The organism is Halolamina sp. CBA1230 (assembly GCF_002025255.2).
GTDB lineage: Archaea > Halobacteriota > Halobacteria > Halobacteriales > Haloferacaceae > Halolamina.
In genome coordinates, this window is the sequence record NZ_CP054587.1 from 793,939 (window position 1) to 819,221 (window position 25,283).

Genomic DNA, 25,283 nt, shown 5'->3' on the forward strand with positions numbered 1-25,283 from the left:
AAGGGCCGCGTCACGCGCCGGCAGCCGCTCAGCCCATCCCCGGCGGCGGGCCGTCGTCGTCGTCCTGCTCGATGTCGATGTCGAACCCCATCTCCTCGCGGCGTTCCTGCAGCTCCCTGATCTGTCGGAGGTAGTAGGCGCCGCCGACGATCGCGACGCCGAGCAGGCCGACCAGCAGGCCGGCGAACAGCTGGACGTCACGCGGAAGGTAGAACCGCACCGAGAGCGACTCCCGGGAGATCTCGGTCCACTCGATCGTGAGATGGCCGTCGACGACCGTCTTCGAGTCCGCCGGGGGTGCGATACGACCGAACAGCGGGATCGACGCCTCGCGGTCCTCGGGGAGGACGACAGTGTAGTTCCCCTCCTCGACCGCGACGGGGTGGGTGAACTGCTTGGGCGTGCTCTCGCCGGAGTACGCGACCCAGCCCTCCTCGCCCGGCGGCTCGATTACGAGGTGGTTGTTCTGGGTGCGCACGTCGCCGCCGTGGTCACCGAACGCCGAGCCGTTGATCGTCGTCCCGTTGGGGTAGCGGTAGCGCAGCGAGCTGATCGTGAGCGGCTGGTCGGTGCCGAGGAAGCCGGGTCGGGAGAGCCGGATATCCTCCTCGACCGCCGACGCGTCGTACACCGCGCGGTAGGTGACGTTGCTGGTGACGGTGATGTGGACGTCGTCCGCGGCGTCCCAGTCGTACGCGGCCTCGGGCGGTTCGTCCAGCCGGTCGGGGCTGGTGGGGCCGCCGCCGCCGAGGCCACCCATACAGCCACTGAGAGTGACGAGCCCGACGAGCGCGACCAGCGCGAGCAGTCGCCGGTTCATCCTTCCATCCTCAGGGGACGACGCACTTGAGTTCCGCGGGGAGGTACTCGCCGACGCTGGCGAGCAGCCCCGGCGGGTCGGTGCCCGCGGCGCAGACGACGCTCTGTTCGAGCAGCCCCAGGCGCTCGACGGTGACGATGTCCTGGGCGTGGCCCGCGCGGTTGATCGTCGCGCGCACCTCGCCCCGCGTCGCGGAGTTGACGTTCAGCCGGCCGCCCGAGTCGGCGCCGTCGTCGTCGTTGCGGGTCCAGCCGTACAGCAGGTCCTGGCTCTCGTCGGCGAGCCGGTGGTCGCCCTCGGCGTCGTAGACGAACGACAGCGGCGTGTGCTGGACGACGCCGAAGCGGTCCCGGATCTGCGAGCCGTCGCCGGGCCCGAGCCCCAGGTCGTCGACGTCGATCTGGATCGGCTGGCCGGCGTCGAGCGTCCACCCCTCGTCGTCCCACGATCGGAGGGTGCCAACGGCGACCTCGCCGTCGTCGAAGTGGTCGGTTATCTCCCCCCAGCGCTCCCGCAGGAGGTTCCGGGCGACGGTCGCGTCGTCGCCCTCGACGGTGACGGCGACGAACTCGTCGTCCCGGAGGCCGACCGTCCAGTCGACGTCGAGGTCGGCGAGATCGTTCGCGACCAGCGAGTCGAGGCTGTCGAGCGCGCGCTTTCGGGCGCTGCCCTCGACGTAGCATTTGGTTGCGAGGACGACCATCAGGCGGCCTCGACGTTGAGTTCGTCGCGGATCTGGTCGAGCCGCCACTCCATCGCCTCGACCATGCGGGTGTTCTCCATCGACTCGAGTTGGGTCTCACAGTCGGGACACTCGAAGCCGAACTCCATCGCCTCCTCGAACTCGAAGCGCAGCGAGCAGTTCTCACACAGGTAGAACTGGTGCTCGTTCTCGTACTCGAGACGCTGCTCCAGCGCGTCGGCGAGCCGGTGCATCTCCTCCTCGAGGTTCTCCGGGATGTTCTCGTAGTGGAACGTCCAGAGGTAGGTGAGCCAGCCCGAATCCTCGTCGCGGACCCGGCGGTAGGAGGCCAGGTCGTTCTCGTAGAGGATGAACAGCGCGCGGCGCACGTCGTTGAGTTCGAGGCCGAGCTCCTCGGCCAGCTCCTCGTCGGTTACTTCGCCGTCGGGTGGGGCGGCGGCGACGGGCATCCCCGTCGGACCGACCAGGTCGTGGAGGTACTTCTGAATCACTGGGTCCTCCAAGAGTTCCTCAAAAGCCATTGCGGTGACGTATAAGGGGCACGCGCTTCAACGTTGTGGGTTCCGGGTCTTAGTCAACGGCAGTTCGGGTCTCTCGACGACGGTTGGAGTGACCAACACCGTGAAAGCCCCAGTTCGCTCGGCTCGGGGGACTCGCTGCGCGCCTCGCTTCGTTCGCTTCGCTCACTCCGCTGCGGTGCTTGCGTCGTCCGCCGTCGCCGAGCGGACTGCCCCTTTCAGTCCCGCCCATCCGTACAGCCCACACGCCTCCCCAACCGATTCGCTCGTTCGCTCCGCTCACTCGCTCATCCCTCGCGCTCGGCTCGCGCACGGAGGCGCGAGCGCCTCGCGCCACCGCAGAACCGCGAGTATACCCGTCAGTCCTCGAAAAATCAGCCGTCATCGTCGTCTTCGTCGACGGTCCCGTCCTCGTCGAGTGCCTCCGGATCGACCACGCGCTTGCCCGTCTCCTTCGGGATCACGCGCTGCTCGCCGCCCTCCCACTCGCGATCGAGTTCGTCGCCGTCGAACAAGCGGTCGAGGAACACGGCCAGCCCCGCGACCTCGGAGTGGGGCTGGTTCGTGACGCCGACGTTCCAGTCCGCGTGGTCGTACACCTCGAACGGCACCTTCTCGCCGCCGACGACGACCAGGAGCGGGCCCTCGGTGTGAGCTTCGCGGATCTCCTCCTGGACGGTCTGAACCTCCTCGCCGTACATCGTGAGGTGGACGACGGTCCCCTCCCAGTTCCGGATGATCGCGCGCTGATCGTCGCGGAGCTCCACCGCGAACGGGCCGCCGAAGCGGTCGGTGATGTCCCGGACCGTCTCCGCGGACTGGCCCGCGTTGTCCGGGAAGATCACGCGGTCGGCACCCAGCGCGCGGGCGGTGAGGCCGACGTGGGTCGTCATGCGGTCGTCCCGGCCCGGCCGGTGGCCGAACCGAAGCACGCAGCACTCCGGCGCTCCCTGCATACCTCCGCGGAGCCACGGCGGAAGGGTGGCGCTTTCGGTTTCCGATCGGAACGCACTTCCCCGAACCCGAACAGTCGCGGGTATGGACCTCAGCGGCAAGCGCGTGGTCGTGACCGGCGGCGCGGGGCTCGTCGGCTCCCACCTCGCGGGGACCCTGGCCGACGAGAACGACGTACTGACGGTCGACGACCTCTCGAAGGGGGAACGCGAGGCGGTCCCCGACAACGTGGCGTTCGAACAGGCGGATATGCTCGACCCCGCGGACGTCGCGAGCGTGATCACCGAGGACACCGATATCGTGTTCCACTTCGCGGCCCACACCGACGTGCGCGTCGACGACCCCGCCGAGGAGCGGCGGGTGTTCGAGGAGAACACCGAGATGACGTACAACGTCGTCGAGCGGATGCGCGAGGTCGGCTGTGACGCGCTCGCCTTCACCTCCTCCTCGACAGTGTACGGCGAGGCGCCCCGTCCCACACCCGAGGACTACGCGCCGCTCGAACCGATCAGCATCTACGGCGCCTCGAAGCTCTCCGACGAGGGCGTCGTCTCGACGTTCGCCCACTCCTACGGGATCCAGTCGTGGGTGTTCCGCTTCGCGAACATCGTCGGCCCGCGCCAGCGCGGCAACGTGATCCCGGACTTCATCCAGAAACTCCAGGACGACCCCGAGACGCTGACGATCCTCGGCGACGGCCGACAGGAGAAGTCCTACCTCCACGTCTCCGACTGTGCGGCGGCGATCCGTGACGTGGTCGAGAACGCCGACGGCGACTACAACCTCTACAACCTCGGCTCGAAGACGACCACCTCCGTCGTCGACATCGCGGACATCGTCGCCGACGTGATGGAGCTCGACCCGGAGTACGAGTTCACCGGCGGCGACCGCGGCTGGACCGGCGACGTGCCGAAGATGCGACTCGACACGAGCAAGCTCTCCGAGCTGGGTCACGACGTGCCCGAAGACAGCGACGCGGCGGTCCGACGCGCGGCCGAACAGCTGTACGACGAACTGAACTAGATCAGCACCGTCTCCTCGGCGGTGACATCCCGATCCTGACACGTCATCTCACCGACAGCGTGGTACTCGCCGGGTTCGGGCTCCTTCCACGCGGTACTGAACGTCACGCTCTCGCCGGCGGGGATCGTCTCGCTGCCGAGCACCTGCGCGAACATGCGGTCGGCGTCGGAACGCCAGATCGGCGCCGCCTCGCCGTCGGCGTCGGCGGGATACAGCGAGACGCGGAGACGTTGGGCGTCCGGGAAGGTGAGTTCGACGGGGTCGTCGCCTCGGTTCTCGACGGTGAGGTCGAACGCGAGCGCGCCGTCACGTCGCTGGCTCCGGAGGGAGGTTTCGAGCACGGCCACAGTTCCACCGACGGGCTGAAAAATCTTCCCGCGTCAGGCCTCGTCGCGCATGTCCGGCGGCAGCAGGTTCGGGATGCCGTCCTCGATGGGGTAGGACTCGCCGCAGTCGGTACAGGTCAGCGTTCCGGAGATGATCTCGCCGTCGTCGCGCTCCTCGGCGTCGAGTTCCAGCTCGTGTTTGTCCATCGGACAGCAGACGATCTCCATCAGCGACTCCTTCATGTGCTCCCAATCTAGTCGGATGGGGCAAAAGGCTGCGGGTTCCGTGGGCCGAACGCTCAAGTAGGAAAGCGGGACCAGCGCTCACGTGCGCTGACGGCTACCCGGGCCGAACACGACGGGAGCGCGACCCACCGGCCCGGAGAGCGACGCAGTGGGGTCGCCTGTTCGCCAGCCGGATCGTCGAGCTGTGCTACTCCCAGGGGTTCTGCCGCTCGACGGTCTGGTCGCGGTCGGGGCCGACGCCGACGGCGTATACGGGGGCGTCGAGTTCGCCCTCGAGGTACTCGAGATAGTCGCGACAAGCGGCGGGCAGCGCCTCGTACCCCTCCTCGGCGACGGCGCTCCAGTCCTGTTCGGCCCACGTCTCGAACGCCCGGTAGTTCGGCTCACACCGTGCCCACTCCTCGGTCGTCGCGGGCACCGTGGTGCGCGTCTCGCCGTCCAGTTCGTAGCTGTGGCAGACCTTCAGCTCCTCCAGCCCCGCGAGCACGTCGACGTGGTTCACCGCCAGCCCAGTGAACGACGAGCGGCGCGCGGCGTGGCGCAGCATCGGCACGTCCAGCCAGCCGATGCGCCGCGGGCGGCCGGTGACGGTGCCGAACTCCCCACCCTTCTCGCGGATCTCGTCGGCGAGCTCCGCCTCGTCGGCCTCCATCTCCGTCGGCAGCGGCCCCTCGCCGACCCGCGAGAGGTACGCCTTCACGATGCCGACGATCTCGCCCGACCCGACGACGCCGGGGCCGACGCCCGAGCCGACAGCGGCGCCGCCGGCGGTGGGGTTCGAGGAGGTGACGTTGGGGTAGTTCCCGTGGTCGATGTCGATGCTCGTCCCCTGTGCGCCCTCGAACAGGAGGTTTCCGCCCGACTCGTGCTGGTCGTGGAGGTAGTCCCCGGCCTCGACGAGCATCCCGTTCTCCCGGAGGCGCTGGCCGTAGTTGGCGTACTCCGCGACCAGCTCGTCGACGTCGAACTCGACGCCGGTGTCGACGCCGTAGACGTCCTCCGCGATCGCGCGCTTCTGGGGAACGGTGTACTCCAGCCGCTTCCGGAGCACCTCCGTGTCGAGGAGGTCGCCGATCCGGACGCCGCGCCGGCCGGCCTTGTCCTCGTAGGTCGGGCCGATGCCGCGGCCGGTGGTGCCGACCTTCATGTCGGTGTCCTCCTTGTCGGCCTCCTCCATGTCGTCGAACACCCGGTGGTACGGCATGATCACGTGAGCCCGCTTGGCCACGCGGACGTCGGGGTCGAGCCCTTTCTCCCGGAGGGTCTCGATCTCGTCGAACAACGTTCGTGGGTTGACCACGCAGCCGTTCCCGAGCACACCGGTCTTCCCGCGGACACAGCCGCTCGGAACGAGCGAGAGCTTGTACTCCTCGCCGCCCTCGACGACCGTGTGGCCGGCGTTGTCCCCGCCCTGATACCGCACGACGGTGTCGGCTTCCTCGCCCCAGCGGTCGACGAGGGCGCCCTTGCCTTCGTCGCCGAGTTGCGCCCCGACGATTGTGACGGTCATGTACGGCGGTTCAGTAGCCCCGGCTAAACCGATTACGATGCGGCCATCCTGTCGGCCTCGACCCGCCCGACTGCAGGCCAGAACGGTTAACAAGGTGCCGTGCGTAGTTGTAACACCCGGTTGCGAGCGGGTACCGAGGGGAAGCTTTAAACGCTCGCAAGATAAGTTAACATACGGCATGATAGATCGACTGGAAAAAGAAGTGGATATGCTGGAACGGCACCTGCAGGTCCTCCGCATGGTCATCGAAAACGAGCCGATCGGCATCGTGAAGATGTCGAACGAGACCGGCTACCCCCACCACAAGGTCCGCTACTCGCTGCGCGTGCTCGAGGAGGAGAACCTGATCGAACCGTCGAGCCAGGGTGCGATCACCACCGATCACACCGCGGAGTTCGTCGAGGATCTCGACGAGAAGCTGGACGACACCGTCGAGAAGCTGCGGGACATGCGGATCGAATCGGCGCCGGAAGCCGAGAACTAACTCTCTCTGCGGACTACAGTTCTGGGACGCTGACGTGGAAGTCGCCCTCGCGAGTCTCCACTAGACAGAGGTGGTACCCCTCCTTGCGTGAGAGCTTGACGAAGCTCTTGTTCTTCCCGCGGCCCAGGAACCCGCCGCCGGTGGCCTCCTCCGCGGTCTCCAGCGCACCCGGCTCGTAGTAGCTCGACGTGACGAAAAACGCCGCCGCCAGCCGATCGCCCGACTCGGCGACGGGCGTCGCGTTCCGAACCAGCGACTCGAGCATCGGCTCGGTGGCGGGCTCCCGGGAGTCGTTCAGGTCAGTCACGATCAGGGGCTGGCCCATCCGGTCGCGCAGCACCACGTCGAAGGAGGCGCTCTCCCCGTCGGCCTCCTCGCCCAGTTCGACGGCCCCGCGGAGCTCCACCCGATCGAGATCCGGGATGGCGTCGTACAGCGTCCCCATCGACGTCTGGTTGCGCGTCTCGCGGACGTCGTGAACGAACGATCGGGTGAGCCACTCCACGAACCCGTACTCGACCGTGTTGCGGAGCCACTCCTCGAACGGCTCGCCGTCGACGACGGCGCCGTCGGCGTCGAACTCCGTGTGGTGTTCGAGCCGGAGGTTGTCGTTGACCGCCTCGCGGCCGGCGTCGCCGTTGTGCGCGTCCTCGAGCGTCGGCCCTCCCTTGCGCTCGTACCGGACGAACAGGCTCGTCCCCGCGAGCGCCTCGTCGGGCGGGATCTCGTGGTCGCCCTCGGGAACGTACTCCCGGGCCGTTTCGAGCTCCGCCTCCAGTTCGTCGACGGTCGCTCTGAGCGACTCGAGCTCGTCCTCCAGCTCCTCCGCCCTGGCTGCCGCCTCGTCGCGCTCGTGTTCGAGCCGGTCACGCTCGCCGGTGAGGCGTTCGGTCTCCGTCTCGAGGCGCTCGTTCTCCGTCTCCAGCTCCTCGACGCGCTCGCGCAGCCGGTCACGCTCCTCGCGTAGTGCTTCGACCTCCTCCGAGGTAGTCTCGGTCGTCGGTTCGGGCTCGGTCGAACTCTCGGAGTCGGCCCCCTCGGCCGAACCCCTCGACACCGACTGCGAGGGGTCGAGCGCCGGGATCGTCGTCGATTCGCGCCACTCGGACTCCGCCGAGAACCGCCTCCCCGGTTGGGACGCCGACGCGGCCGCGGAGTCCGTCGTCGACGACTCCCCGTCGTCGGAGATCGCCGCCTCGGCGGCTTCGGTCGCGGACCGGCCGGCGTCCGTCCGCACCGAGCGGGGGGCCGAGTCCGTCGACTCGTCGCCGGTCTCGGGGTCGGGCGTCTCCTCCGTCGCCGCGGACGATCGGTCGGGCGACGCCGAGTCGGGGGAGTCGTCGTCGCTCTCGGTCGCCGCGGTGCGGGACTCGTCCGCGGCGGTCCGATCGTCCGCGGCCGCGGCAGATCCGTCACTGGTGGCCGATCCCGAACTCGCCGCGGGGTCGTCGACAGTGGACGACTCCGCGCCCGCAGCCCGCTCGTCCTCGGTGTCGGGACTCCCCGCGGCACCAGCCGCAGTCGACCCCTCGGTCGGCTCGGCCGACGGAACGTCGACGATATCCAGATCGGCGGTCGTGACCTGGTAGATACCGACCTCGTCGTCGGCGCGCTCGAACGCCTCCTCACCCGTGATACGCCGTTCCTGGTTCCCGATGAACGCGACCGGGAGCCGCCGGCCGCCGTAGTAGACGAGGTAGTAATCCCCGGAGAGCACGTTGTCGGAGAGCTCCACATAGCCGGTGAAGTTGCCCGACTGGAGCGTCCCGTCGACCTCCGAGATCGGCGTCTCCTCGGTGTAGTACTCGCCGCGGACCTCGCCGCCGGCCTCCCGCATCGCGAACAGCAGCGGCAGCGAACGGTCGGGGGCGACGTAGGCGGTGCCGTCGGCGTCGGCGAAGCGATCCATGTCGCCGTCGAACACGCCGAGCACCCGGCCGTTGAGCATGAACAGCCACGCCCCGCCGTCGGTGACCGCGCCCGTGAACTCCCGTTCGGCGAGCTCCCGGAGCCCGGCGTGGCCGTCAGAGAACGGCTCCGAGTCCCACTCGGTCACCCGCTCGACCGTTTGGCTCTCCATCGTTGGTCGGTACTCGCCCTGTGCGGTGGAAATACTTTGTGGAGCGCCGTCCACGACCGGACAGCGGGCTGACGCGTTCGGGGCTCGGCGTCGCCGATCAGCCGAGCGCCCGAACGATCGCGGCCACGGTCGGCGTCCCGAGCAGCGCTAGCGCGACCAGCACGATGGGGTCGAACCCCTGCGTCGGCGGGAGCGATCCGGTCACGGTCAGCCAGACGGCGCCGGCGGCGACGACGGCGATACCGAAGCTCGCGCCCGCCGCGACGGCGCGTTCGATCGACGTCGCGACGATCCCGAGGAGGAGGCCGGCGACGGCCAGTCCCGCCGGGTGGGCGACCGTCGCGGCGGCGCCGAGGAGCCACGCGAGCGCGCTCGCGGCGTCGGCGAACCGACCGTCGCGGACCGGCCGCAGTCGCTCCCCGTAGGCGAACAGCGTCGGCGAACGCTCGATCACGACCGGAGAGAGCGGTGGCTCGTACATCAATCCACCCACTCCGACCGGCGAGTTCTGTCCGCGCTGTCGGCGAGGAAAATTTGCGGTACCCAATCGCTTTTGTGGTGGTGTCGCAAACCACACCTCGTGCTATCCGACTCGCCCGACCTCGACCCGCTGTTCGACCCCGGCTCCGTCGCCGTCGTCGGCGCCAGCCCCGACTCGTTCTACGCGGGGAACCTCATCGACAACCTCCTCGACTACGGGTTCGACGGGGAGCTGTACCCCGTCAACCCCGGCCGCGAGGAGGTCTGGGGCCGACACTGCTACGACGGCATCGACGACGTGCCGGAGACGGTCGACCTCGTCGTCGTCAGCGTCCCACGCGAGTACGTCGTCGACGTCGTGCGCGCGGCGGGCCAGCGTGGCGTCCCGGCCGCGCTGGTCGTCACCGCCGGCTTCTCGGAGGCCGACGAGACGGGTGCCGAACTCGAAGCCGACCTCGCCGCCGCGGCCGACGAGGCGGGTATCCACGTCGTCGGCCCGAACTGTATCGGGGTGATGGCCGCCGCGGGCGCGACGCTCACCGCGACGTGCTCCCGGGAGCCACAGCAGGGGTCGATCGCGCTGGTGAGCCAGTCGGGCGCGCTGGCGTTCACGACGTTCTTCGAGCGCGCGGCCGATCAGGACGTCCACTTCAGCCACATCGTCTCCACGGGGAACGAAGCCGACCTGACGACGAGCGACTACGTGGCGTATCTCGCCGACCAGCCGGAGGTCGACGTGGTCTGTACCTACGTCGAGGGGATCGAGGACCCCGAACGGTTCATGCGCGTCGCCGACGCCGCGACGCGGGCCGGAACGCCGGTGCTCTCGGTGAAAGTCGGCGCCTCCGAGGTCGCCGAGGCCGCGACGCTCTCACACACTGGCTCGCTCACCGGCGACGACGACGCGTGGAACGCCGCGTTCCGGCAGACCGGCGTCGAGCGCGCGCCGGACATCCCCGATCTGCTCGCCCGCGGCAGCGCCCACGCGGCGTACGACGCGCCCGACGGCGACCGCGTCTGTGTCGCCTCCACTAGCGGCGGGCTGGCGAGCCTGCTGGCGGATATGGCCGCCGAACGCGACCTCTCGCTTCCCGACATCGCGGGCGACACCGAGGCGACGCTGCTGGAGATGGAGGAGCTGCTCACGTTCGGCGAGTTCCACAACCCCGCCGACATCCGGGGGTACGGTGCCGAGGTGCTGCCCGAGATCGCCGAGACGCTGTTCGCCGACGACAGCTTCGACGCGTACGTGTTCGCGATCGGCCTCTCCGGCGTCGACGACCGCGCGGGGGAGGTGGCTGCCGACCTCCAGTCGATCGTCGCCGACGCCGACGACCCGGCGGTCGTGCTCTGGACCGGGCGGAAGGAGCCCGACGACCCGACCGAAACGCCGCCGTACGCGAAACTCCGCGAGCACGTCCCGGTGTACGAGGACCCCGCGAACTGCATGGACGCGGTCGCGTCGCTGACGGAGTTCGCCGCGGTGCGCGAGCGCCACGGGCAACGCCCCACGCGCACCGATCTCGCCGCGTCCGTCTCCGCCCCCGACGTCGACCTGCCGAGCGACCGCGTGCTCACGTGGGCGGAGTCGGCCGACCTGCTCTCGGCGTTCGACGTGCCGCTGGTCGACACCGAACTCGCGACGAGCGCCGACGAGGCCGTCGACGCCGCCGGCGAGCTGGGCTACCCGGTCGTGCTCAAAGTCGACTCCCCCGAGATCCCCCACCGGACCGATATCGGCGGCGTCGCGGTCGGACTCGAAGATCCCGAGTCGGTGCGCGCGGCGTACGACGGGATCGTCAGCTCGGCCCGCGAGGTCGCCGACGAGGCGGCTATCGAGGGCGTGCTCGTCCAGCCGATGCTCGACGGCGGCGTCGAGGCGCTGGTCGGCGTCTCGCCCGATGGGGTGTTCGGATCGCTCGTGACGGTGGGTCCTGGCGGCGTGCTGGTCGAGGCGATCGACGACAGCGAGGTGCTCGTCCCCCCGTTCTCGGCCGCCGAGGCCCGCGAGGCCGTCGAGGCGACGGCGCTGGACACGCTGCTCGCCGAGCGCCGGGGCGGCGACGCGATCCCGCTGGAGCCGTTCGTCGAGTTCCTCGTGAACGTCGGCGAGCTGGCCGCGGCCGTCGACGACGTTGCCGAACTCGATCTCAACCCCGTGATGGTGACCGAGGGCGGCCCCGTGGCCGTGGACGCGCTGGTCCGGACGGAGTAGGTCGGAAAAAATCGCCCGCGTCGACTACTCGTTTTCCGCTCTCTCGAGCAGCCGGCGGTACCGGTCGACCGTCGCCGTGTCGAGGAACACCCCCTCGACGCGCAGCGAGTCGCGGTCGGACTCGTCGAACGCCTCGACGAGGCGTCGGGCCTGTGCCAGCTCCGCCTCGTCGGGCGCGAACACGTCGTTGATCACCGGGACCTGCGCGGGGTGGATCGCCGTCATCCCCACGTATCCCGTCTCGCGTGCGCGCTCGGCCACGCGCCGGAGCCCCTCGGTGTCGTCGATGTCGAGGTGGACCGACGCCACCGGATCGACGTCGCCCATCGCGGCGAACTCCGCGGTCCGGAGCTCGAGGCGCTCGCGGATACTGTCGGGCGTGCCGGGCGCGCCGACGGCCTTGCAGTAGTCCGCGAAGCCAAAGGAGAGGCTCTCGGCGCCGGTCTCGCTGCAGGCGTCCGCGACCTCGCCGCCCGCGTGCATCCCCGTCGGCGTCTCGATAGTGACACGGAGCCGTGGCGGGTCGTCGCTCCGGTCGGTCAGCGCGGTCCAGGCGGTCCGCACGTCCGCGCCCGATTCGACCATCGGCAGCGCGACGGCGTCGGCGTCGGCATCGATCGCCGCGTCGACGTCGTCGTCGAACTGCTCGGTCCCGACGGCGTTGACCCGGACGGCGATCTCGCGGTCGGTGTCGAGCGTCGGGATCACCTCCCGGAGGTTCGCCCGTGCTGCGTCTTTCGCGTCGGGCGGGACGGCGTCCTCGAGATCGAACACGAACGCGTCGGCCTCGGTGTCGACGGCCTTCCGGAGCATCCCCGCGTCGTCGGCGGGGGTGAACAGCGCCGAGCGCCGGCGGCTCATGGCGCGCTCGACCCCTGCTCCTGTGGCACCTCGTCGCCGGTCGTCGCGGTGTCGGTCTCACCCCGGTAGCGATCGAGCAGTTCGGCCTCGACGTCCTCGACCGGGAAGTAGCAGGCCGCCTCGTGGTCGTCGTCGGCCCACGCCGACCGCTCGGGGTCGGCCTCACGGCACTCCTCGGTCGCTTTCGGACACCGGGGCGCGAAGTTACAGCCCTCGGGGAGGTTCACGGGGTTGGGCGGCTCGCCCGGCAGCAGCACCCGGGTTCGCTTCTTCGCCGGATCGACGTTGGGCGACGCCGACAGCAGCGACGCCGTGTAGGGGTGTTTCGGGTCCTCGACGATCTCCCTGGTTCTCCCGACCTCGATCACCTGTCCGAGATACATCACCGCGAGCCGGTCGGTGATCTGGCTCAGGCTGGCGAGGTCGTGAGAGATGTAGACGATCCCCATGTCGCGCTCGGTGGCCATCTCCCGGAGGATGTTGAGGATGCTGGCCTTGAGCGAGACGTCGAGCATCGACGCCGGCTCGTCACAGATCAACAGCTCCGGGTCGAGCACCAGCGCCCGCGCGATCGCGACGCGCTGGCGCTCGCCGCCGGAGAGCTGGTGGGGGAAGCTGTCGATGAACTTGTCGACGGGGTCGAGCCCCACGTCCGACAGCGTCTGGCGGACGCGCTCGGTGATCTCGTCGCTATCGACGCCCTGGATCTTCAGCGGTTCGGACACCGCCGCACGAACCTTCTGACGCGGGTTCAGCGAGTCGAACGGGTCCTGGAAGATGAACTGCACCTTCGAGCGGAACTCCTTGGTGTTGCCGTCGAGCAGCTCGTCGACGGAGGTCCCACGGAAACGGATGTCGCCGTCGGTGTGGGGCTGCAGCGCCGCGATCACCTCGCCCAGCGTCGACTTCCCGCAGCCGGACTCGCCGGCGACGCCGACGATCTCGTTCTCCCGCACCGTGAGATCGACGCCGTTGACGGCTTTCACGTAGTCCTTCTCGCGACCCAGCACCTGATCCACGATCGACTGGCCCTGTTCGAACCACTTCGTCAGGTTCTCGGTCTCGAGGATCACGTCGCCGGCCTCGCGCTGGCTCTGTTCGGTCGTCTCCAGCCCCCACGTCTCCGGGTCGACTGCCTCCTCGCGGAGCTCCTCGACGCGGTCGGTGTGGTAGCAGGCGGACTGCTGGTTCTCCACGTCCCGGAGTTCGGGGTGGTCCTGCTGACACTCGTCGGTCGCGAACGGACAGCGGTTGCTGAACACACAGCTCGTCGGCTCCCTGGTGAGATCCGGTAACGAGCCCGGGATGGAGATCGCCTCGCTGTCGAACTCCTCGATGTCCGGGAAGGAGTTCTTCAGCCCCATCGTGTAGGGGTTGGTCGGGTTCTTGAGCACGTCGTACGTGTCGCCCTGTTCCATCACCTTCCCGCCGTACAGCACCGACACCTGATCGCAGGTCTCGGCGATCACACCCATGTCGTGGGTGATCAGCAGCATCGAGGAGTTGATCTCCTCCTGGATCTCGAGCAGCTTGTGGACGATCTTGTCCTGGACGATCACGTCGAGCCCGGTCGTGGGCTCGTCGGCGATGATCAGGTCGGGATCGAGCACGAGCGCCATCGCGATAGTGACGCGCTGGCGCATCCCCCCGGAGAACTGGTGGGGGTACTCCTCGGTCCGGGACGGGTCGAGGCCGACGATGTCGAACACCTCCTCGACGCGCTCGTTGGCCTCCTGTTTGGTCACGTCACGGTGTTTGTGCATCGCCTGGCGGATCTGCGCGCCGACGGTCATCACCGGGTCGAGGGAGTCCATCGCGCTCTGGGGGATGTACGCGATCTCCTCCCAGCGGATCTCCTGCCACTCCTTCTCGGAGCAGTCGAGCAGCTCCCGGCCGTCGAACTTGATACTCCCCGCCTCGACGTTGCCGTTGTCGTCGAGCAGGCCGAGCACCGAGTGGGCGACCGTGGACTTCCCACAGCCGGACTCGCCGACCAGCCCGTAGTTGTTTCCGTCGCCGATCTCGAACGAGACGCCGTTGACGGCGTGGACGTCGGCAGCGTCGGTACGATACGTGATCTTTAGGTCCTCGACTTCGAGTAAGCTCATTCGTCACCTCGTAGTTCGGGGTTGACGACTTCCTCGAACGCCCGTCCAACCAGGAAGACGGACGTGGTTACCGCGGCGATACCGATCGCGGGCGGGAGCACCCACCACCACGCCTCTCGCATGCCGCCGGACGCGAACACCTGTCGGAGCATCCGGCCCCACGAGGTGGTCGTCGGGTCGCCGAACCCGAGGAACGCCAGCGACGCCTGCCCGGCGATAGCCCACGCGACGGCGTAGGCGGTGTAGAGAAAGCCGATCCCGAGCACGTTCGGCGCGACGTGAAGGAACATCGTTCGGAAGTGGCCGGCACCGCTCGAGCGGGCGGATTTCACGAACGTCCGCTCCCTCACGGTCAGCACCTCCGACCGGATGACGCGGGCGGGCATCTTCCAGAAGAACGCCACGATCACGGCCGTGATCAGCGTGACGCTGGGCGTGACGAACGTCAGCAGCAGCAGCGCCATCGGCAGGAACGGCAGCGAGAACGTCAGGTCGGTCAGCCGCATCAGGAACTCGTCGACGCGGCCGCCGAAGTAGCCGCTGACGAGGCCGACCAGGAAGCCGAGGATGCCGGTGCCGACGCCGCCGAAGAAGCCGACGATGAACGTCGGCCGGGCGCCCGCGAGGAACTGGCTGAGCACGTCCTTCCCGTAGGTGGTCGTGCCGAGCGGGGCGGCGTCGTTCGGCGGCGACATCCGCATGATGCCGCCGTCCTCGGCCCGCATCGTGTGTTCGATCGGTGCGTGCGGGGCGAGCTCCGGGCCGAACACCCCGAGGAACGTGAACACGGCGAGGATGGCGAACCCGAGCTTGGCCGCGTTGTCCCGGAGGACGAACTTCGCCGTTCGGCGCGAACGGCTCAGTACGTCGGCGATTCTGTCCCTGGCCGTGTCCGTATCGATATCTATCGTCGACATCAGAGATCAGCCTCCTCGACCGTCGGGTCGATCTTGGCGTACATCACGTCGGCCAGGAGGTTCATCACGATCACCGCCAGCGCCATGATGAACACCGCCGCCTGGACCGTCGGGTAGTCCTGTTGGTTGATCGCCTGTACCAGCGTGCGGCCGATACCCGGCCACGCGAACACCACCTCGAGCGTGATCACGCCCTGGAACAGCATCCCCATCCGGAGCGCGAAGTACGTCACCAGCGGGAGCATCGAGTTCCTGCCGGCGCGTGCCAGCTGTTCGCGCTCGGAGAGCCCCTTCGCGCGGTGGAGCGTGAGGAACGCGGACCCCTTCCGTTCGATCACGGAGTTGCGTGCGAGCAACAGGAAGTCGCCGCTGTAGTACAACACCGTCGCGGCGAACGGGAGGAAGTAGTGTTTCGCGAAGTCGACCGAGAAGTACGTCTCGATGTACCCCTGTGGGTTGTCGAGCGGGCTCCGCATGCCGAACGCGGGGAAGATCCCGAGCTGGTAGGCGAAGATCACGAGCAGGAAGATGCCCGTGACGAACACCGGCGTCGAGCGGAAAAAGGTCGTGACGACGATGCTACTCCGCTCGAAGTGGGAGCCACGGTTCCAGCCGGCGTACAGCCCGGCAATGGAGCTGATGATCGCGGTGGTGATCAGCGCCGGCACCAGCAGCACGAGCGTGTTCATCAGCCGGGGGTAGATGATCTCCGCCACCGGCCGGGACTCCGCGATGGAGTAGCCGAAGTTCAGCGTGAGCAAGCTCTGGATATACTTGACGTACTGGACGTAGATCGGTTCGTTGAGACCGTACTGGGCCTCGATCTCGTTGACCTGCTCCACGCTGAGCCCGCCCGACGCGACGAGCGAACTGAACGGTGTCCCCGGCAGCATCCGGAGGGTGACGAAGATGATCGAGACGGACACCAGCGTGAGGAGGAAGGCGATGACGACCCGTTTGATGAGGAATCGACGAAAGCTCATACAGTGAGAGAGAGGGTTGTGTTAGGAGAAGTCTTGCTGGTCCAGGTCCTCGCGGTTGGCGTGGCCGTCCTCGGCGCGCTCGGCGAAGGCGTCCCAGGCGTCGCCGGTGGGCCAGACGAGGTTGTCGTCGCCGTCGAACGTGTACCCCGCCTCCTGAAGCATCGTTCGGGCCCCCTCCACGTCGTACTCGTAGGTGGGGATGTCGCCGTTGTAGAACGGTGTGAGCATCGGCGAGAGGAGGTTCTGCCCCTCGATCACGTCGGCACGTCCGCCGAGGACGCCCTCGACGAACCCCTCCTTGTCGGTCGCGTGGCTGAGCGCCTGTCGGAACGTCTTGTCACGCAGCAGCGGGACGGTGTGGTTGAGGTGGACGTCGAGCGGCGCGTAGTTGCTCGCCGTCTGCTTCTCGATCCCGTCGGTTCCGGCCGCGCGCTCGGCCTGGCCGTTCGACAGCGTCGTCCCGGTCGCGTCGAGGTCGCCGGACTGGAGCCCGCCGATAAGCGCGTCGGTGTTGCCGACGTTCGCCCAGACCATATCCTCGATCCCGTCGCCGGCGACGAAGTAGTCGCCGAGGATCTCCTCGCGAGTGTCCTCGTCCCACATCCAGTGCTCCGCGTTCTTCTCGACGCGGAACTGCGAGCCCTGGTTCCAGCTGACGAACTGGAACGGCCCCGTGCCGACGGGGTTGTCCGGGCTGTAGTTCGCCGGGTTGTCGACGTCCTCCCAGCGGTGCTTGGGGAGGATCACGCTGCGCACCGCACGCTGGGTGAGGAACGCGGCGTCGGGCTCTGTGAGGTTGAACCGGACGCGGCCGCCGTCGCCCTCCTCGACGATCTCGACGCTGTCGATCGGACTGTAGAACGGCCCCATCTCGGGGGAGCTGTACTCCTTGAACAGTTCGACGCTGAACTTCACGTCCTCGGGGGTGAACTGCTCCCCGTCGTGCCAGGTGACCCCCTCGCGGAGATCCATCTCGACGGTCGTGTCGTCGACGACCTCGTGGTCGACCGCGAGCGCGGGAACGATCTCGAGTTCGGGTGAGGCGTCGTACAGCCCGTCGTAGAGGTTGGTCAGCCGCTTGGCCTCCGGGCCGCCGGCGGCCCACGCGATGTTGAGTCCGCCCATCGACGCGGTGATCCCTTTCACCCACGTCGTGGAGTCGCCGGTGGGCTGGAGATTCACCTGTGTCCAGACGAACGAGTCACGCGTCGTCCCGTTGCCGGGCGTCGGGACGTACCCCTCGAAGTCGGCGGTGTTAGCCGCCGTGATGACTTCGGTGAACGCGATCGAGTTGATGTAGGCGTCCTCGCTGGCCATCTCCTGGATCTGGCCACAGAGCTCCGCACGGCGTTCGGTGTCCTCGATCTCCTGGGCCTGCTCGTTCAGGAGCTCGGTGATCTCGTCGTTCCAGTAGTTGAGGTAGTTCCCCGCCGTTTCGGGGTGCATCCGCATCAGGAACGGGTTCGGGTCGAGCCCCCGCTGGGGGTCCGGCCCGTGAGTGTTCATCGACACCGGCACCGTCTGCCCGGTGTCGGCCGCCCAGTACTCGTCGTACATCACGTTGGTCGGCACGTCGTCGAGTTCGGTGGGAACGCCCAGATCGTTGAACGCCCGCTGGATCATCAGCGCGTGCTCCCGCATCCAGGGCTCCTCGTCGCTCGCGAAGTTGATCGTGATCGGCGCCAGCGTCTCGCCCTCGACGGCGGTGTACTCGACCGGGATGTTGTCGTTGGTCTTGCCGTCGATCGGCCACTCGTTCCGGAACTGGGTCTCGATGGTCTCCGCCTCCGGAACGGGACTGCTCGTTCCGCCACCACCGCCGCCACCGCCACCACAGCCGGCGAGGCCTGCGGCACCGAGCGCAGCCGTGGTTGTGAGCATCCGTCGCCTTGTCAGTCGTGACGACTGCTCCGAGGAATCATTTTTGCCAGACATTGTCACGGTTTCTCTCTAGGTCGCTCATACATAATAGTGAGGGTACCTGAAACACAGGGAGAATTGTAAGCAGTCGGTGAGAATTCACATTGGAAATAATGGAATAAATACAGCTTCGGCAGGGGTGCACGACGCCCGAAGGGCTAACTGGCGAGCGTCCCACGGCCGACCCGTGCCCTCTCACCCTTCGCTCGATGCGTCCCCGCAGCGACGGCGGGTCGCACGGCTCACGGGGCCTGCGGCCGTCGTCGTCACGCTCGGGGGGATCCTGGCGGCGACGGCGCTCTCGCCGACGTTCTCCTGGACGACCGGCGCGCTCTCCGATCTCGGCGTCACGCCCGCGAGCGCGTGGCTGTTCAACGGCTCGCTGATCGTCGGCGGGATTGTCGGCACACCGTACGCGTGGGCGCTGTACAGCGCCGCGGCGGACCCGCTGAGCCGCCTCCGCGCGGCGGCGTACCTGCTCGCGTTGGTCGCCATGACCGGCGTGGGGCTCGCCCCCGCCGGCCGGCCGCTCCACCTCCCGTTCGCGGCGACGTTCTTCGTGGTCGCTGCGCTGACCGCGATCGTCGACGGCGTCGCCCGGTTCCGGCTCGCGAGCGGGAAACTCTCGGTGCTCGCGGGCGTGCTCGCACCCGCCGCCTGGCCCGTGTGGACGCTCCTGCTGGACGGCCGCGGGATCGCGGTGCCGGAGTTCGTCGGTGCCGTGCTGTTCGGCGTCTGGGTCGTCGCGCTCAGCCCCGAGCGCCCGATGCGGCCGTCGTAGCTACGTCGCGAGTTCGACGAACGCGTCCACGGCGTCGTCGTCGCCGGCCACGACCAGCGTGTCACCCTCCCCGATCCGTACGTCGGGCCCGACAGCGGTGATCGTCCGGCCGTCGCGCTCGATCGCGATGACGGTACAGCCGGTGCGGGCACGGACGTCCGCCCCGCCGATCGTGTGCCCGACCAGCGCGGGCGCCTCGCGGCGGACGACCTCGACCTGGGTCTCGGGGGTGATCACCTCCTCGTCCAGCAGCTTCGAGGCGAGCATCCGGCCGCTGACGGTCGGGAGCGAGAGCACGTACTCCGCGCCGGCGCGGTAGAGCTTCGGCCCGGAGTCGGCGGCGTTGGCCCGCGCGATCACGCTCGTCTCCGGGGCGACACGTTTCGCGACCAGCGTCGCGAACAGCGCGGTGGTGTCGTCCGCGAGCGCGAGCACCAGCGCCTCCGCCTCCCCCACGTCGGCGTCCTCGAGCGTGGCCTCCTCGGTCACGTCGCCGACGATGTCGACGCCGGGTTTGTCCTCGATGTCGACGATAGTGACCGGGACGCCTGCGGCGGTGATCGCCTCGGCGACCGCGGAGCCGACGACGCCGTACCCCGCGATCGTGATGCCGGCTCGGGCTGCACGGTCCTCGGCGATACTGTGCTTCTTCATCGTCTCGACGCCGTCCTCCGGGCCAGCGACCAGCAACACGGTGTGTTCGTCGATGACGCGGTCCGGATCCGGTGCCGAGACGAACTCGCCGCGGAACCACGCGCCGACGATGTTCGTTCCCGAGAGCTCGTCGACGCCGCAGTCGCCGATCATGCTCCCCGCAAGCGGCGAGCCACGCTGGACGAGCAGCTCGCCGACCTCGAACTCGTCGACGATCTCGACCGCGCCGCTGAGCTCAGAGGAGACGGCGGCCGACGCCTTTCCCGCCAACGACTCCCCCAGCACGTCGCGAGGGTAGATCACCTCGTCGGCGCCGGCGTAGCGGTGGTAGTCGGCGTGGTTCTCGTCCTCGACGAGGCTCAACACGCGCGTCTCGGGCGCGACGTGCTGGGCGGCGAGGATCACGCTGGCGTTGGTCTCGTCGTCCGCGGCCACCACGACCGCACTGGCGTCGGCGGTGGAGGCTGCTTCCAGTGTCTCGACCGACTCGGGGTCGCCGTGGACCACCTCGACGCCGTCGGCTTCGAGCGACTCGACGGCGTCGCCGTCGGGTTCGACCACGACGTACGGCTGGCCGCGGGCGCCGAGTTCGGTGATCAGCGCGTCGACGGTCGGCGAGAACGAGCAGATCACCACGTGGCCGTCGCCGTCGAACTCGCGGGGTGGCCCCGACGCCAGCGCCTCGGCGAACAGCGGCAGCACGAACGCCGGCAGCGTGAGGAAGATGAGCGCGACGCCGGTGAACTGCATCACGATCGAGAGCGCGAGCATCGCGGTAGAGTCCCACTGGTTGGCTTGCTCGCCGTAGCCGACGGTGGTGAACGTCTCGACGACGACGTGCAGCGCCTCGATGAACCGCATCTCCACCCCCTCCAGCCGCGCCATCCCGAACTGGTAGAGGAGGGCGTACACCAGGATCACCGCGGCGGTCCCGAGGAGGTACAGCCCCGCACGCCGCGCCGGCTTCGCCATACCCCGCGTTCCGTGGGGAGGGATTAAAAACCGCCTGCCCGAACGGTGGTCACGGGTGCTCGTTCTCGCCGGTGCGTTCGACCGGCTCGACCGCGAACATCGCGAGCCCGGCGAGCGCCAGCAGCCCCGCACCGAGCAGGAACGATCGGCTCCACCCCAGCGTCGCCACGAGCACGCTCGTTGCCACGCCGCCGAAGACGCTGCCCCAGAGCTTCCCCGTGTACAGCACGGCGTAGTTCTCCGAGGAGTGGGCGGTGCCGTAGTACTCCCCGACAAGCCCCGGGAACACGGCGAACGCCGGGCTCCGGAAGAAGGCCGCGACGCCCACCATGAGGACGAACGCGGTGCCGAGCCCCTGCCCACCGCCCACGACCGCGCCGACGATCGAGAGGGCGCTCAGCAGCAGCGCGACGCCGACGGTTCGGGTCGGAGAGAAGCGGTCGGCCGCCCCGCCGCCGGCGATCACGCCGGCGCTGTCCCCGAGCGCGATGGTCGAGGCCGCGGCGGTCGCGGCCGCCGCCGAGAGGCCGAGCCCGTCCGCGAACGCGATCGCCTTCTCGACCAGCATCAGGCCGACGCCGTTGAGGACCGCGAACACGACGTACAGCACCCAGAACTGCCACGTCCGAACCGCGTCGCGCCAGCCGTACTGCGGGCCCCGGTGATCGACCCCAGTCGTCGAATCACCGTTCGCGTCCGGGCCGTACGTCTCGGGGTCCCGGACCACGAGCGCCGCGGCGATGCAGGAGACGGCTACGATACCGCCGAGCACGAGCACGCTGGCCTCGAAACTTCCGGCGACGCCGCCCCTGATCGCCGGGATGAGCGCGACGCTCAGGCCGCTGTACGTCATCGTCACGATCCCCGTCGCGAGGCCGCGGCGCTCGTCGAACCACTTCACCGGAGTGTTGATCGCGACGGTGTACACCGTCCCCGCGCCTGCTCCGCCGACGACGATGCCGCCCGCCGCGACCGCGGGCGTCGACGCCACCGCGAACACGCCGTAGCCGGCCGTGATCAGGAGGCCGCCCACGAACAGCGGGACGCGCGGCCCGTAGCGGTCCCGGATCCAGCCGGCGGGGAACTGCGACAGCGTCTGGGCGACGATCAGCAGCGTGAACAGCGTGCCGAGCGTCGCCTCCGAGGCGCCGACCTGTGCGCCCAGCGGCCCACGGATCGACGACCAGACGAACTGGTAGGTGCCGGCGGCGCCCATCGCGAGCGCGCCGACGACCACCAGCCACCACCGCGAGAACGGGAGCGCGTCGTCGGCGACGGCCATCAGACCAGCCGGGAGAGCCGCTCACCCAGGAGCGACCGGAACCGCTCCACGTCCACGTCGACGGCAACCCGAGCGGTTCGTTCGGCGTCGGTGACGCCGTACTCGTCGAACATCACCGCCCCGCGGGCGTCGCCGTCGTCGACGAACACGTCGGTCGGCGCCGACTCGTAGCTCAGCACGTCCGCGAACAGGTCCGCGACCACGAGCGCGTCGTGCTGTGCGGAGTGCTCCAGGCCGACGCCCTCGCGCACCCAGTCGGGGTAGTAGTCGAGCCACTCGCGGATCGTCTCCGCGGTGCCGGAGTCGCCGTCGACGACGCCCGGCGGCACCTGCGCGCGGTGGGTGACGTTCAGCCCCGCGATACGCGGGTTCGCGTCCCAGACAACCCGCCTGGCGGCCGCTGGGTCGGAGTAGAAGTTCGCTTCCGCCATCGGCGTCCGGTTGCCCGTGGCGCGGATCGTACCGCCCATCACGGCCACCTCGTCGAGGCGCTCGGGGAGGTCGGGGTCGCCCATCAGCGCGACCGCGACGTTCGTCAGCGGCCCCAGCCCCACGAGCGTCAGATCGTCGTGTTCGGTCGCCTGCTCGCGGATGAACGCCGGCGCGTCGGTCGACACTGGCTCGGCAGTCGGTTCGGGCAGGTCGCCGGTGATCCCGCCCTCGCCGTGGATATCCTCGGCGGTTTTGAGTTCGTGTGCCAGCGGCCGGCCACAGCCGGCGGCGACGGGCACGTCGGTCCGGCCGAACAGCGTCAGCACGGCCAGCGCGTTCCGTGTGGCGTTGTCGACGGTCGTGTTGCCGGCGACCGTCGTCACGCCGACTACGTCGAGTTCGTCGCTCGCGAGCGCCAACCCCAGCGCGACGGCGTCGTCACAGCCCGGGTCGACGTCGAGCAGCACCTTCCGTGACATGGCCCCCCGTTCTGGCCCGCCCCGCAAATACCCCTCGACTCAGAGGATCTGCCAGCCGCCGTCGACGTGGAGCAGTTCGCCCGTCACATACTCCGCGCCGTCGCTCGCGAGGAACACTGCCGCGGGCGCCACGTCGGTCGGGAAGCCGGCCCGACCCAGCGGGACGGGCTTGAGGAACTCGTTCTCCTCGGCGCCCTCCTGTGCTTCCTCGGTCCAGCCGTCGAGAAACTCCGTCGCGATCTGGCCCGGAGCGACGGCGTTGACGCGGATGTCGTGTTCGGCGAGTTCGAGCGCTGAGCCGCGGGTGATCATCCGGATCGCCCCCTTCGTGGAGTCGTACTGCACCTGCCCGAACTGGGCGACGTTGGAGCTGATCGAGGCGGTGTTGACGATGCTGCCCGCGACGCCGCGGTCGATCATGTCGTTGGCGGCGATCTGGGTGCCGAAGAACACGCCCTTGGCGTTGACCGCGTGGATGCGGTCGAACTCGTCCTCGGTGATCTCCCGCATCGGCCCGCCGATGTAGAGGCCGGCGTTGTTCACCATCACGTCGACGCCGCCGTACTCCCGGGCGGCCTCGACCGCCACTTCGAGGTCTTCGGGCTCGGAGACGTCGGTCTCGACGAACGCGGCGGTGCCGCCGTCGGCCTCGATGCGCTCGTGGGTCGGCTCGTCGGCGTCGCGATCCTTCGGCGCCGGGTCGAGGTCGGCGTTGATCACCGTCGCGCCCGCGTCCGCGAACTCGAGCGCGATCGCGCGGCCGATACCCGAACTGCCGCCGGTGACGATCACCGTCTCGTCGGTGAAGTCGTACTGGACAGTGCCCATGTTCGGGGCGACGGCCGAACCGCACTTAACGGTAATTAGTGCTAAGTCCCCTTCCTCAAGGAGCAACGCAGAGAGCGAAGCGACCGAGTAGCGCAGTAGGGAGGGGATACAGCGTCCCCAGAAATCGGAGATTTCTGATGTGCGAACGAGACGCGCCGCGTCTCGTTAACGCCGCACAGTTCTCAAACACGTTTGCCGCTCGGGCCACAGGCCCACCGCTATCTTTATGTATATCTATAGTCTATACATCGGTGATGGATAGATTTGAAATCGAAGGCGAGGAAGTCCTCGATGGAACCGCAAAACCGTCGGGGAATAGCGCCCACGTCATCGTTCCCAAACGCTGGCGCGGAGCCGACGTGAAAGTTGTCCGCGTCTCAGACCCCGGCTCAGACGAATAGACCATGCACTACAACTACAGGTATCGGCTCGACCCACCGGAAGCCCTCAAAGAGGAGCTTCTGCACCACGTCGATACTTGTAGGCAACTCTACAACCACGTTCTCCACCTACTCAATGAGGCAGACGACATCCCAGCACGCTACAAGGTACAGGGACAACTCCCCGACCTCAAGTCGTGGTGGGATGACCTCGGAGACGTTCACTCAAAAGTCCTCCAGATGGTCGTCAAGCGCGTCTACGACAACCTCTCAACGCTCAAAGCACAGAGGGAGAACGGGCATGCCGTGGGAATGCTCAAGTGGAAATCACCCCGGGAGTACCGATCTATCACCTACAACCAGTCCGGCTTCGAACTCAAGAAAACGAGTGGTCGGCCGACGTTGTGGTTGAGCAAGATCGGCGACATCCCGATCCACCTCCACCGAGACGTCCCCGAGAACGCGTCCATCAAGCAGGTCACGGTCAAGCAGGAACCCACGGGCGAGTGGCACGCCACGTTCGGCATCGACATGGACGAAGCCGCACCCGAGAAACCCGACAATCCAGAGGAGGTCGTCGGCATCGACTTGGGGATTCTCAAGTACACCCACGACACCGACGGCTGCGCCATCGAGAGCCCCGACTTCAGCGAGGAGCGTGAGCGACTCGAACGCGCTCAACGCGACCTTTCACGCAAGGAACACGGCTCTGCGAATTGGGAGAAACAACGGCAAGTCGTGGCCGAACGCTACGCCGACCTGAAGCGGAAGCGTCGGGACTTCCTTCACAAGTTGTCGAACTACTACGCGAGTGAATACGATTTGGTGGCGGTCGAGGACTTGGACGCGAAGGAACTGGTCGAACTCCCCGGCAACTCGCGGAACCGTGCGGGTGCGGCGTGGGGGACGTTCCTGCGAATGCTCGAATACAAATGCCAACGCGAAGGAACACACTTCGTCGCTGTTAATCCGAAAGACACGACGAAGGAGTGTGCATCCTGCGGTGTCAAGACGGACAATCCACTGTGGGTTCGTGAACACTCGTGTCCCTCGTGTGGGTTCGAGGCAGATAGGGACGCGAACGCGGCGTGGAATATTCTTTCTCGGGGTTTCGAAGATGTAGGAGTGGTTCACTCCGAATCAACGCCTGTGGAGACTGCGCTCCCTGCGGACACCGTTGTGTCTGCAAAGCGCGTCGTGGAAACAGGAAGCCCCACCCTCAAGAAGCGAACGGCGCAAGCCGTGAGCGAGTAGGGTGTGGGGTAGTTCACTTCCCGACGCGTTCGGAACACGGCGCCGCGAACCGCGACGCGCCCAAGAGCTATCG

At 68.1% G+C, this 25,283-nt stretch carries 24 protein-coding genes; 6 read left to right on the forward strand and 18 right to left on the reverse strand.

The window, feature by feature from the left end:
- Window positions 1–28: 28 nt before the first annotated feature.
- The 4 genes from B4589_RS04000 to B4589_RS04015 form a co-directional block, all read right to left on the reverse strand.
- Window positions 29–820 carry a DUF5803 family protein gene (locus B4589_RS04000; RefSeq protein ID WP_079233059.1) on the reverse strand — a complete coding sequence of 264 codons (792 nt, stop codon included), beginning with the start codon at window positions 818–820 and terminating at the stop codon, window positions 29–31.
- 10 nt (window positions 821–830) lie between these two features.
- Window positions 831–1,523 carry a DUF2110 family protein gene (locus B4589_RS04005; protein WP_079233060.1) on the reverse strand — a complete coding sequence of 231 codons (693 nt, stop codon included), beginning with the start codon at window positions 1,521–1,523 and terminating at the stop codon, window positions 831–833.
- On the reverse strand, window positions 1,523–2,044 hold the full coding sequence (gene tfe, locus B4589_RS04010) for a transcription factor E (RefSeq protein ID WP_079233061.1): 522 nt from the start codon (window positions 2,042–2,044) through the stop codon (window positions 1,523–1,525). The genes B4589_RS04005 and tfe overlap by 1 nt, the downstream gene beginning before the upstream one ends.
- 371 nt (window positions 2,045–2,415) lie before the next feature.
- Window positions 2,416–2,997, reverse strand: a complete 582-nt coding sequence (locus B4589_RS04015; protein ID WP_079233062.1) for a tRNA (cytidine(56)-2'-O)-methyltransferase — start codon at window positions 2,995–2,997, stop codon at window positions 2,416–2,418.
- An 82-nt stretch (window positions 2,998–3,079) separates the two neighbouring features.
- Here B4589_RS04015 and B4589_RS04020 point away from each other — a divergent pair, with 82 nt between their 5' ends.
- On the forward strand, window positions 3,080–4,018 hold the full coding sequence (locus tag B4589_RS04020; protein ID WP_079233063.1) for an NAD-dependent epimerase/dehydratase family protein: 939 nt from the start codon (window positions 3,080–3,082) through the stop codon (window positions 4,016–4,018).
- Here B4589_RS04020 and B4589_RS04025 read toward each other — a convergent pair.
- The 3 genes from B4589_RS04025 to B4589_RS04035 all read right to left on the reverse strand — a co-directional run bounded on the left by B4589_RS04025 (window position 4,015) and on the right by B4589_RS04035 (window position 6,100).
- Window positions 4,015–4,359, reverse strand: coding sequence for a BsuPI-related putative proteinase inhibitor (locus tag B4589_RS04025; protein WP_158081137.1), 345 nt, complete (start codon window positions 4,357–4,359; stop codon window positions 4,015–4,017). The genes B4589_RS04020 and B4589_RS04025 overlap by 4 nt on opposite strands.
- A gap of 39 nt (window positions 4,360–4,398) precedes the next feature.
- On the reverse strand, window positions 4,399–4,587 hold the full coding sequence (locus B4589_RS04030; RefSeq protein ID WP_049980442.1) for a methytransferase partner Trm112: 189 nt from the start codon (window positions 4,585–4,587) through the stop codon (window positions 4,399–4,401).
- Between the two features lie 190 nt (window positions 4,588–4,777).
- Window positions 4,778–6,100, reverse strand: coding sequence for an adenylosuccinate synthase (locus B4589_RS04035; RefSeq protein ID WP_079233065.1), 1,323 nt, complete (start codon window positions 6,098–6,100; stop codon window positions 4,778–4,780).
- A 178-nt stretch (window positions 6,101–6,278) separates the two neighbouring features.
- Here B4589_RS04035 and B4589_RS04040 point away from each other — a divergent pair, with 178 nt between their 5' ends.
- Window positions 6,279–6,584, forward strand: a complete 306-nt coding sequence (locus B4589_RS04040) for a hypothetical protein (RefSeq protein ID WP_053948506.1) — start codon at window positions 6,279–6,281, stop codon at window positions 6,582–6,584.
- A 13-nt stretch (window positions 6,585–6,597) separates the two neighbouring features.
- Here the strand turns inward: B4589_RS04040 and B4589_RS04045 are convergent, their stop codons facing one another.
- Together B4589_RS04045 and B4589_RS04050 are read right to left on the reverse strand one after the other, a co-directional pair.
- Window positions 6,598–8,664 carry a hypothetical protein gene (locus B4589_RS04045; RefSeq protein WP_079233066.1) on the reverse strand — a complete coding sequence of 689 codons (2,067 nt, stop codon included), beginning with the start codon at window positions 8,662–8,664 and terminating at the stop codon, window positions 6,598–6,600.
- 97 nt (window positions 8,665–8,761) lie between these two features.
- Window positions 8,762–9,145, reverse strand: a complete 384-nt coding sequence (locus B4589_RS04050; protein WP_079233067.1) for a hypothetical protein — start codon at window positions 9,143–9,145, stop codon at window positions 8,762–8,764.
- Window positions 9,146–9,244: 99 nt separating this feature from the next.
- Here B4589_RS04050 and B4589_RS04055 point away from each other — a divergent pair, with 99 nt between their 5' ends.
- Complete coding sequence (locus tag B4589_RS04055; protein ID WP_079233068.1) at window positions 9,245–11,359, forward strand: acetate--CoA ligase family protein; 2,115 nt, start codon at window positions 9,245–9,247, stop codon at window positions 11,357–11,359.
- Window positions 11,360–11,383: 24 nt separating this feature from the next.
- Here B4589_RS04055 and B4589_RS04060 read toward each other — a convergent pair whose 3' ends face one another.
- The 5 genes from B4589_RS04060 to B4589_RS04080 are packed head-to-tail and all read right to left on the reverse strand — an operon-like array spanning window position 11,384 to window position 18,109.
- The gene (locus tag B4589_RS04060; protein ID WP_079233069.1) at window positions 11,384–12,220 is read right to left on the reverse strand and encodes a CoA ester lyase; all 837 of its coding nucleotides are present in this window, start codon (window positions 12,218–12,220) and stop codon (window positions 11,384–11,386) included.
- Window positions 12,217–14,328: an ABC transporter ATP-binding protein gene (locus tag B4589_RS04065; RefSeq protein WP_079233070.1), complete on the reverse strand. Its 2,112-nt coding sequence runs from the start codon at window positions 14,326–14,328 to the stop codon at window positions 12,217–12,219. The genes B4589_RS04060 and B4589_RS04065 overlap by 4 nt, the downstream gene beginning before the upstream one ends.
- The gene (locus tag B4589_RS04070; RefSeq protein WP_079233071.1) at window positions 14,325–15,245 is read right to left on the reverse strand and encodes an ABC transporter permease; all 921 of its coding nucleotides are present in this window, start codon (window positions 15,243–15,245) and stop codon (window positions 14,325–14,327) included. The genes B4589_RS04065 and B4589_RS04070 overlap by 4 nt, the downstream gene beginning before the upstream one ends.
- The gene (locus B4589_RS04075) at window positions 15,245–16,228 is read right to left on the reverse strand and encodes an ABC transporter permease (RefSeq protein ID WP_079233072.1); all 984 of its coding nucleotides are present in this window, start codon (window positions 16,226–16,228) and stop codon (window positions 15,245–15,247) included. Before B4589_RS04075 ends, B4589_RS04070 begins: the two co-directional genes overlap by 1 nt.
- 21 nt (window positions 16,229–16,249) lie before the next feature.
- Window positions 16,250–18,109: an ABC transporter substrate-binding protein gene (locus B4589_RS04080; RefSeq protein ID WP_079233073.1), complete on the reverse strand. Its 1,860-nt coding sequence runs from the start codon at window positions 18,107–18,109 to the stop codon at window positions 16,250–16,252.
- Between the two features lie 226 nt (window positions 18,110–18,335).
- Between B4589_RS04080 and B4589_RS04085 the strand changes: the two genes are divergently transcribed.
- Complete coding sequence (locus B4589_RS04085) at window positions 18,336–18,929, forward strand: DUF998 domain-containing protein (protein WP_158081138.1); 594 nt, start codon at window positions 18,336–18,338, stop codon at window positions 18,927–18,929.
- Here the strand turns inward: B4589_RS04085 and B4589_RS04090 are convergent, their stop codons facing one another.
- From B4589_RS04090 to B4589_RS04105, 4 genes are read right to left on the reverse strand one after another with little or no spacing between them, the layout of a single operon-like run.
- A complete protein-coding gene (locus tag B4589_RS04090; RefSeq protein WP_079233075.1) occupies window positions 18,930–20,555 on the reverse strand; it encodes a TrkA family potassium uptake protein in 1,626 nt (541 codons plus the stop codon). It lies immediately after the preceding gene.
- 49 nt (window positions 20,556–20,604) lie between these two features.
- Window positions 20,605–21,837, reverse strand: a complete 1,233-nt coding sequence (locus tag B4589_RS04095) for an MFS transporter (protein WP_079233076.1) — start codon at window positions 21,835–21,837, stop codon at window positions 20,605–20,607.
- Complete coding sequence (locus B4589_RS04100) at window positions 21,837–22,748, reverse strand: nucleoside hydrolase (protein ID WP_079233077.1); 912 nt, start codon at window positions 22,746–22,748, stop codon at window positions 21,837–21,839. The genes B4589_RS04095 and B4589_RS04100 overlap by 1 nt, the downstream gene beginning before the upstream one ends.
- 39 nt (window positions 22,749–22,787) lie before the next feature.
- The gene (locus tag B4589_RS04105) at window positions 22,788–23,576 is read right to left on the reverse strand and encodes an SDR family NAD(P)-dependent oxidoreductase (RefSeq protein ID WP_079233078.1); all 789 of its coding nucleotides are present in this window, start codon (window positions 23,574–23,576) and stop codon (window positions 22,788–22,790) included.
- Window positions 23,577–23,830: 254 nt separating this feature from the next.
- On the opposite strand from B4589_RS04105, the gene B4589_RS04110 reads away from it, so the two are divergent.
- Window positions 23,831–23,977 carry a DUF2080 family transposase-associated protein gene (locus B4589_RS04110; protein ID WP_394353844.1) on the forward strand — a complete coding sequence of 49 codons (147 nt, stop codon included), beginning with the start codon at window positions 23,831–23,833 and terminating at the stop codon, window positions 23,975–23,977.
- Window positions 23,978–23,980: 3 nt separating this feature from the next.
- On the forward strand, window positions 23,981–25,210 hold the full coding sequence (locus B4589_RS04115; RefSeq protein WP_079233079.1) for an RNA-guided endonuclease TnpB family protein: 1,230 nt from the start codon (window positions 23,981–23,983) through the stop codon (window positions 25,208–25,210).
- Window positions 25,211–25,283 lie beyond the last annotated feature (73 nt).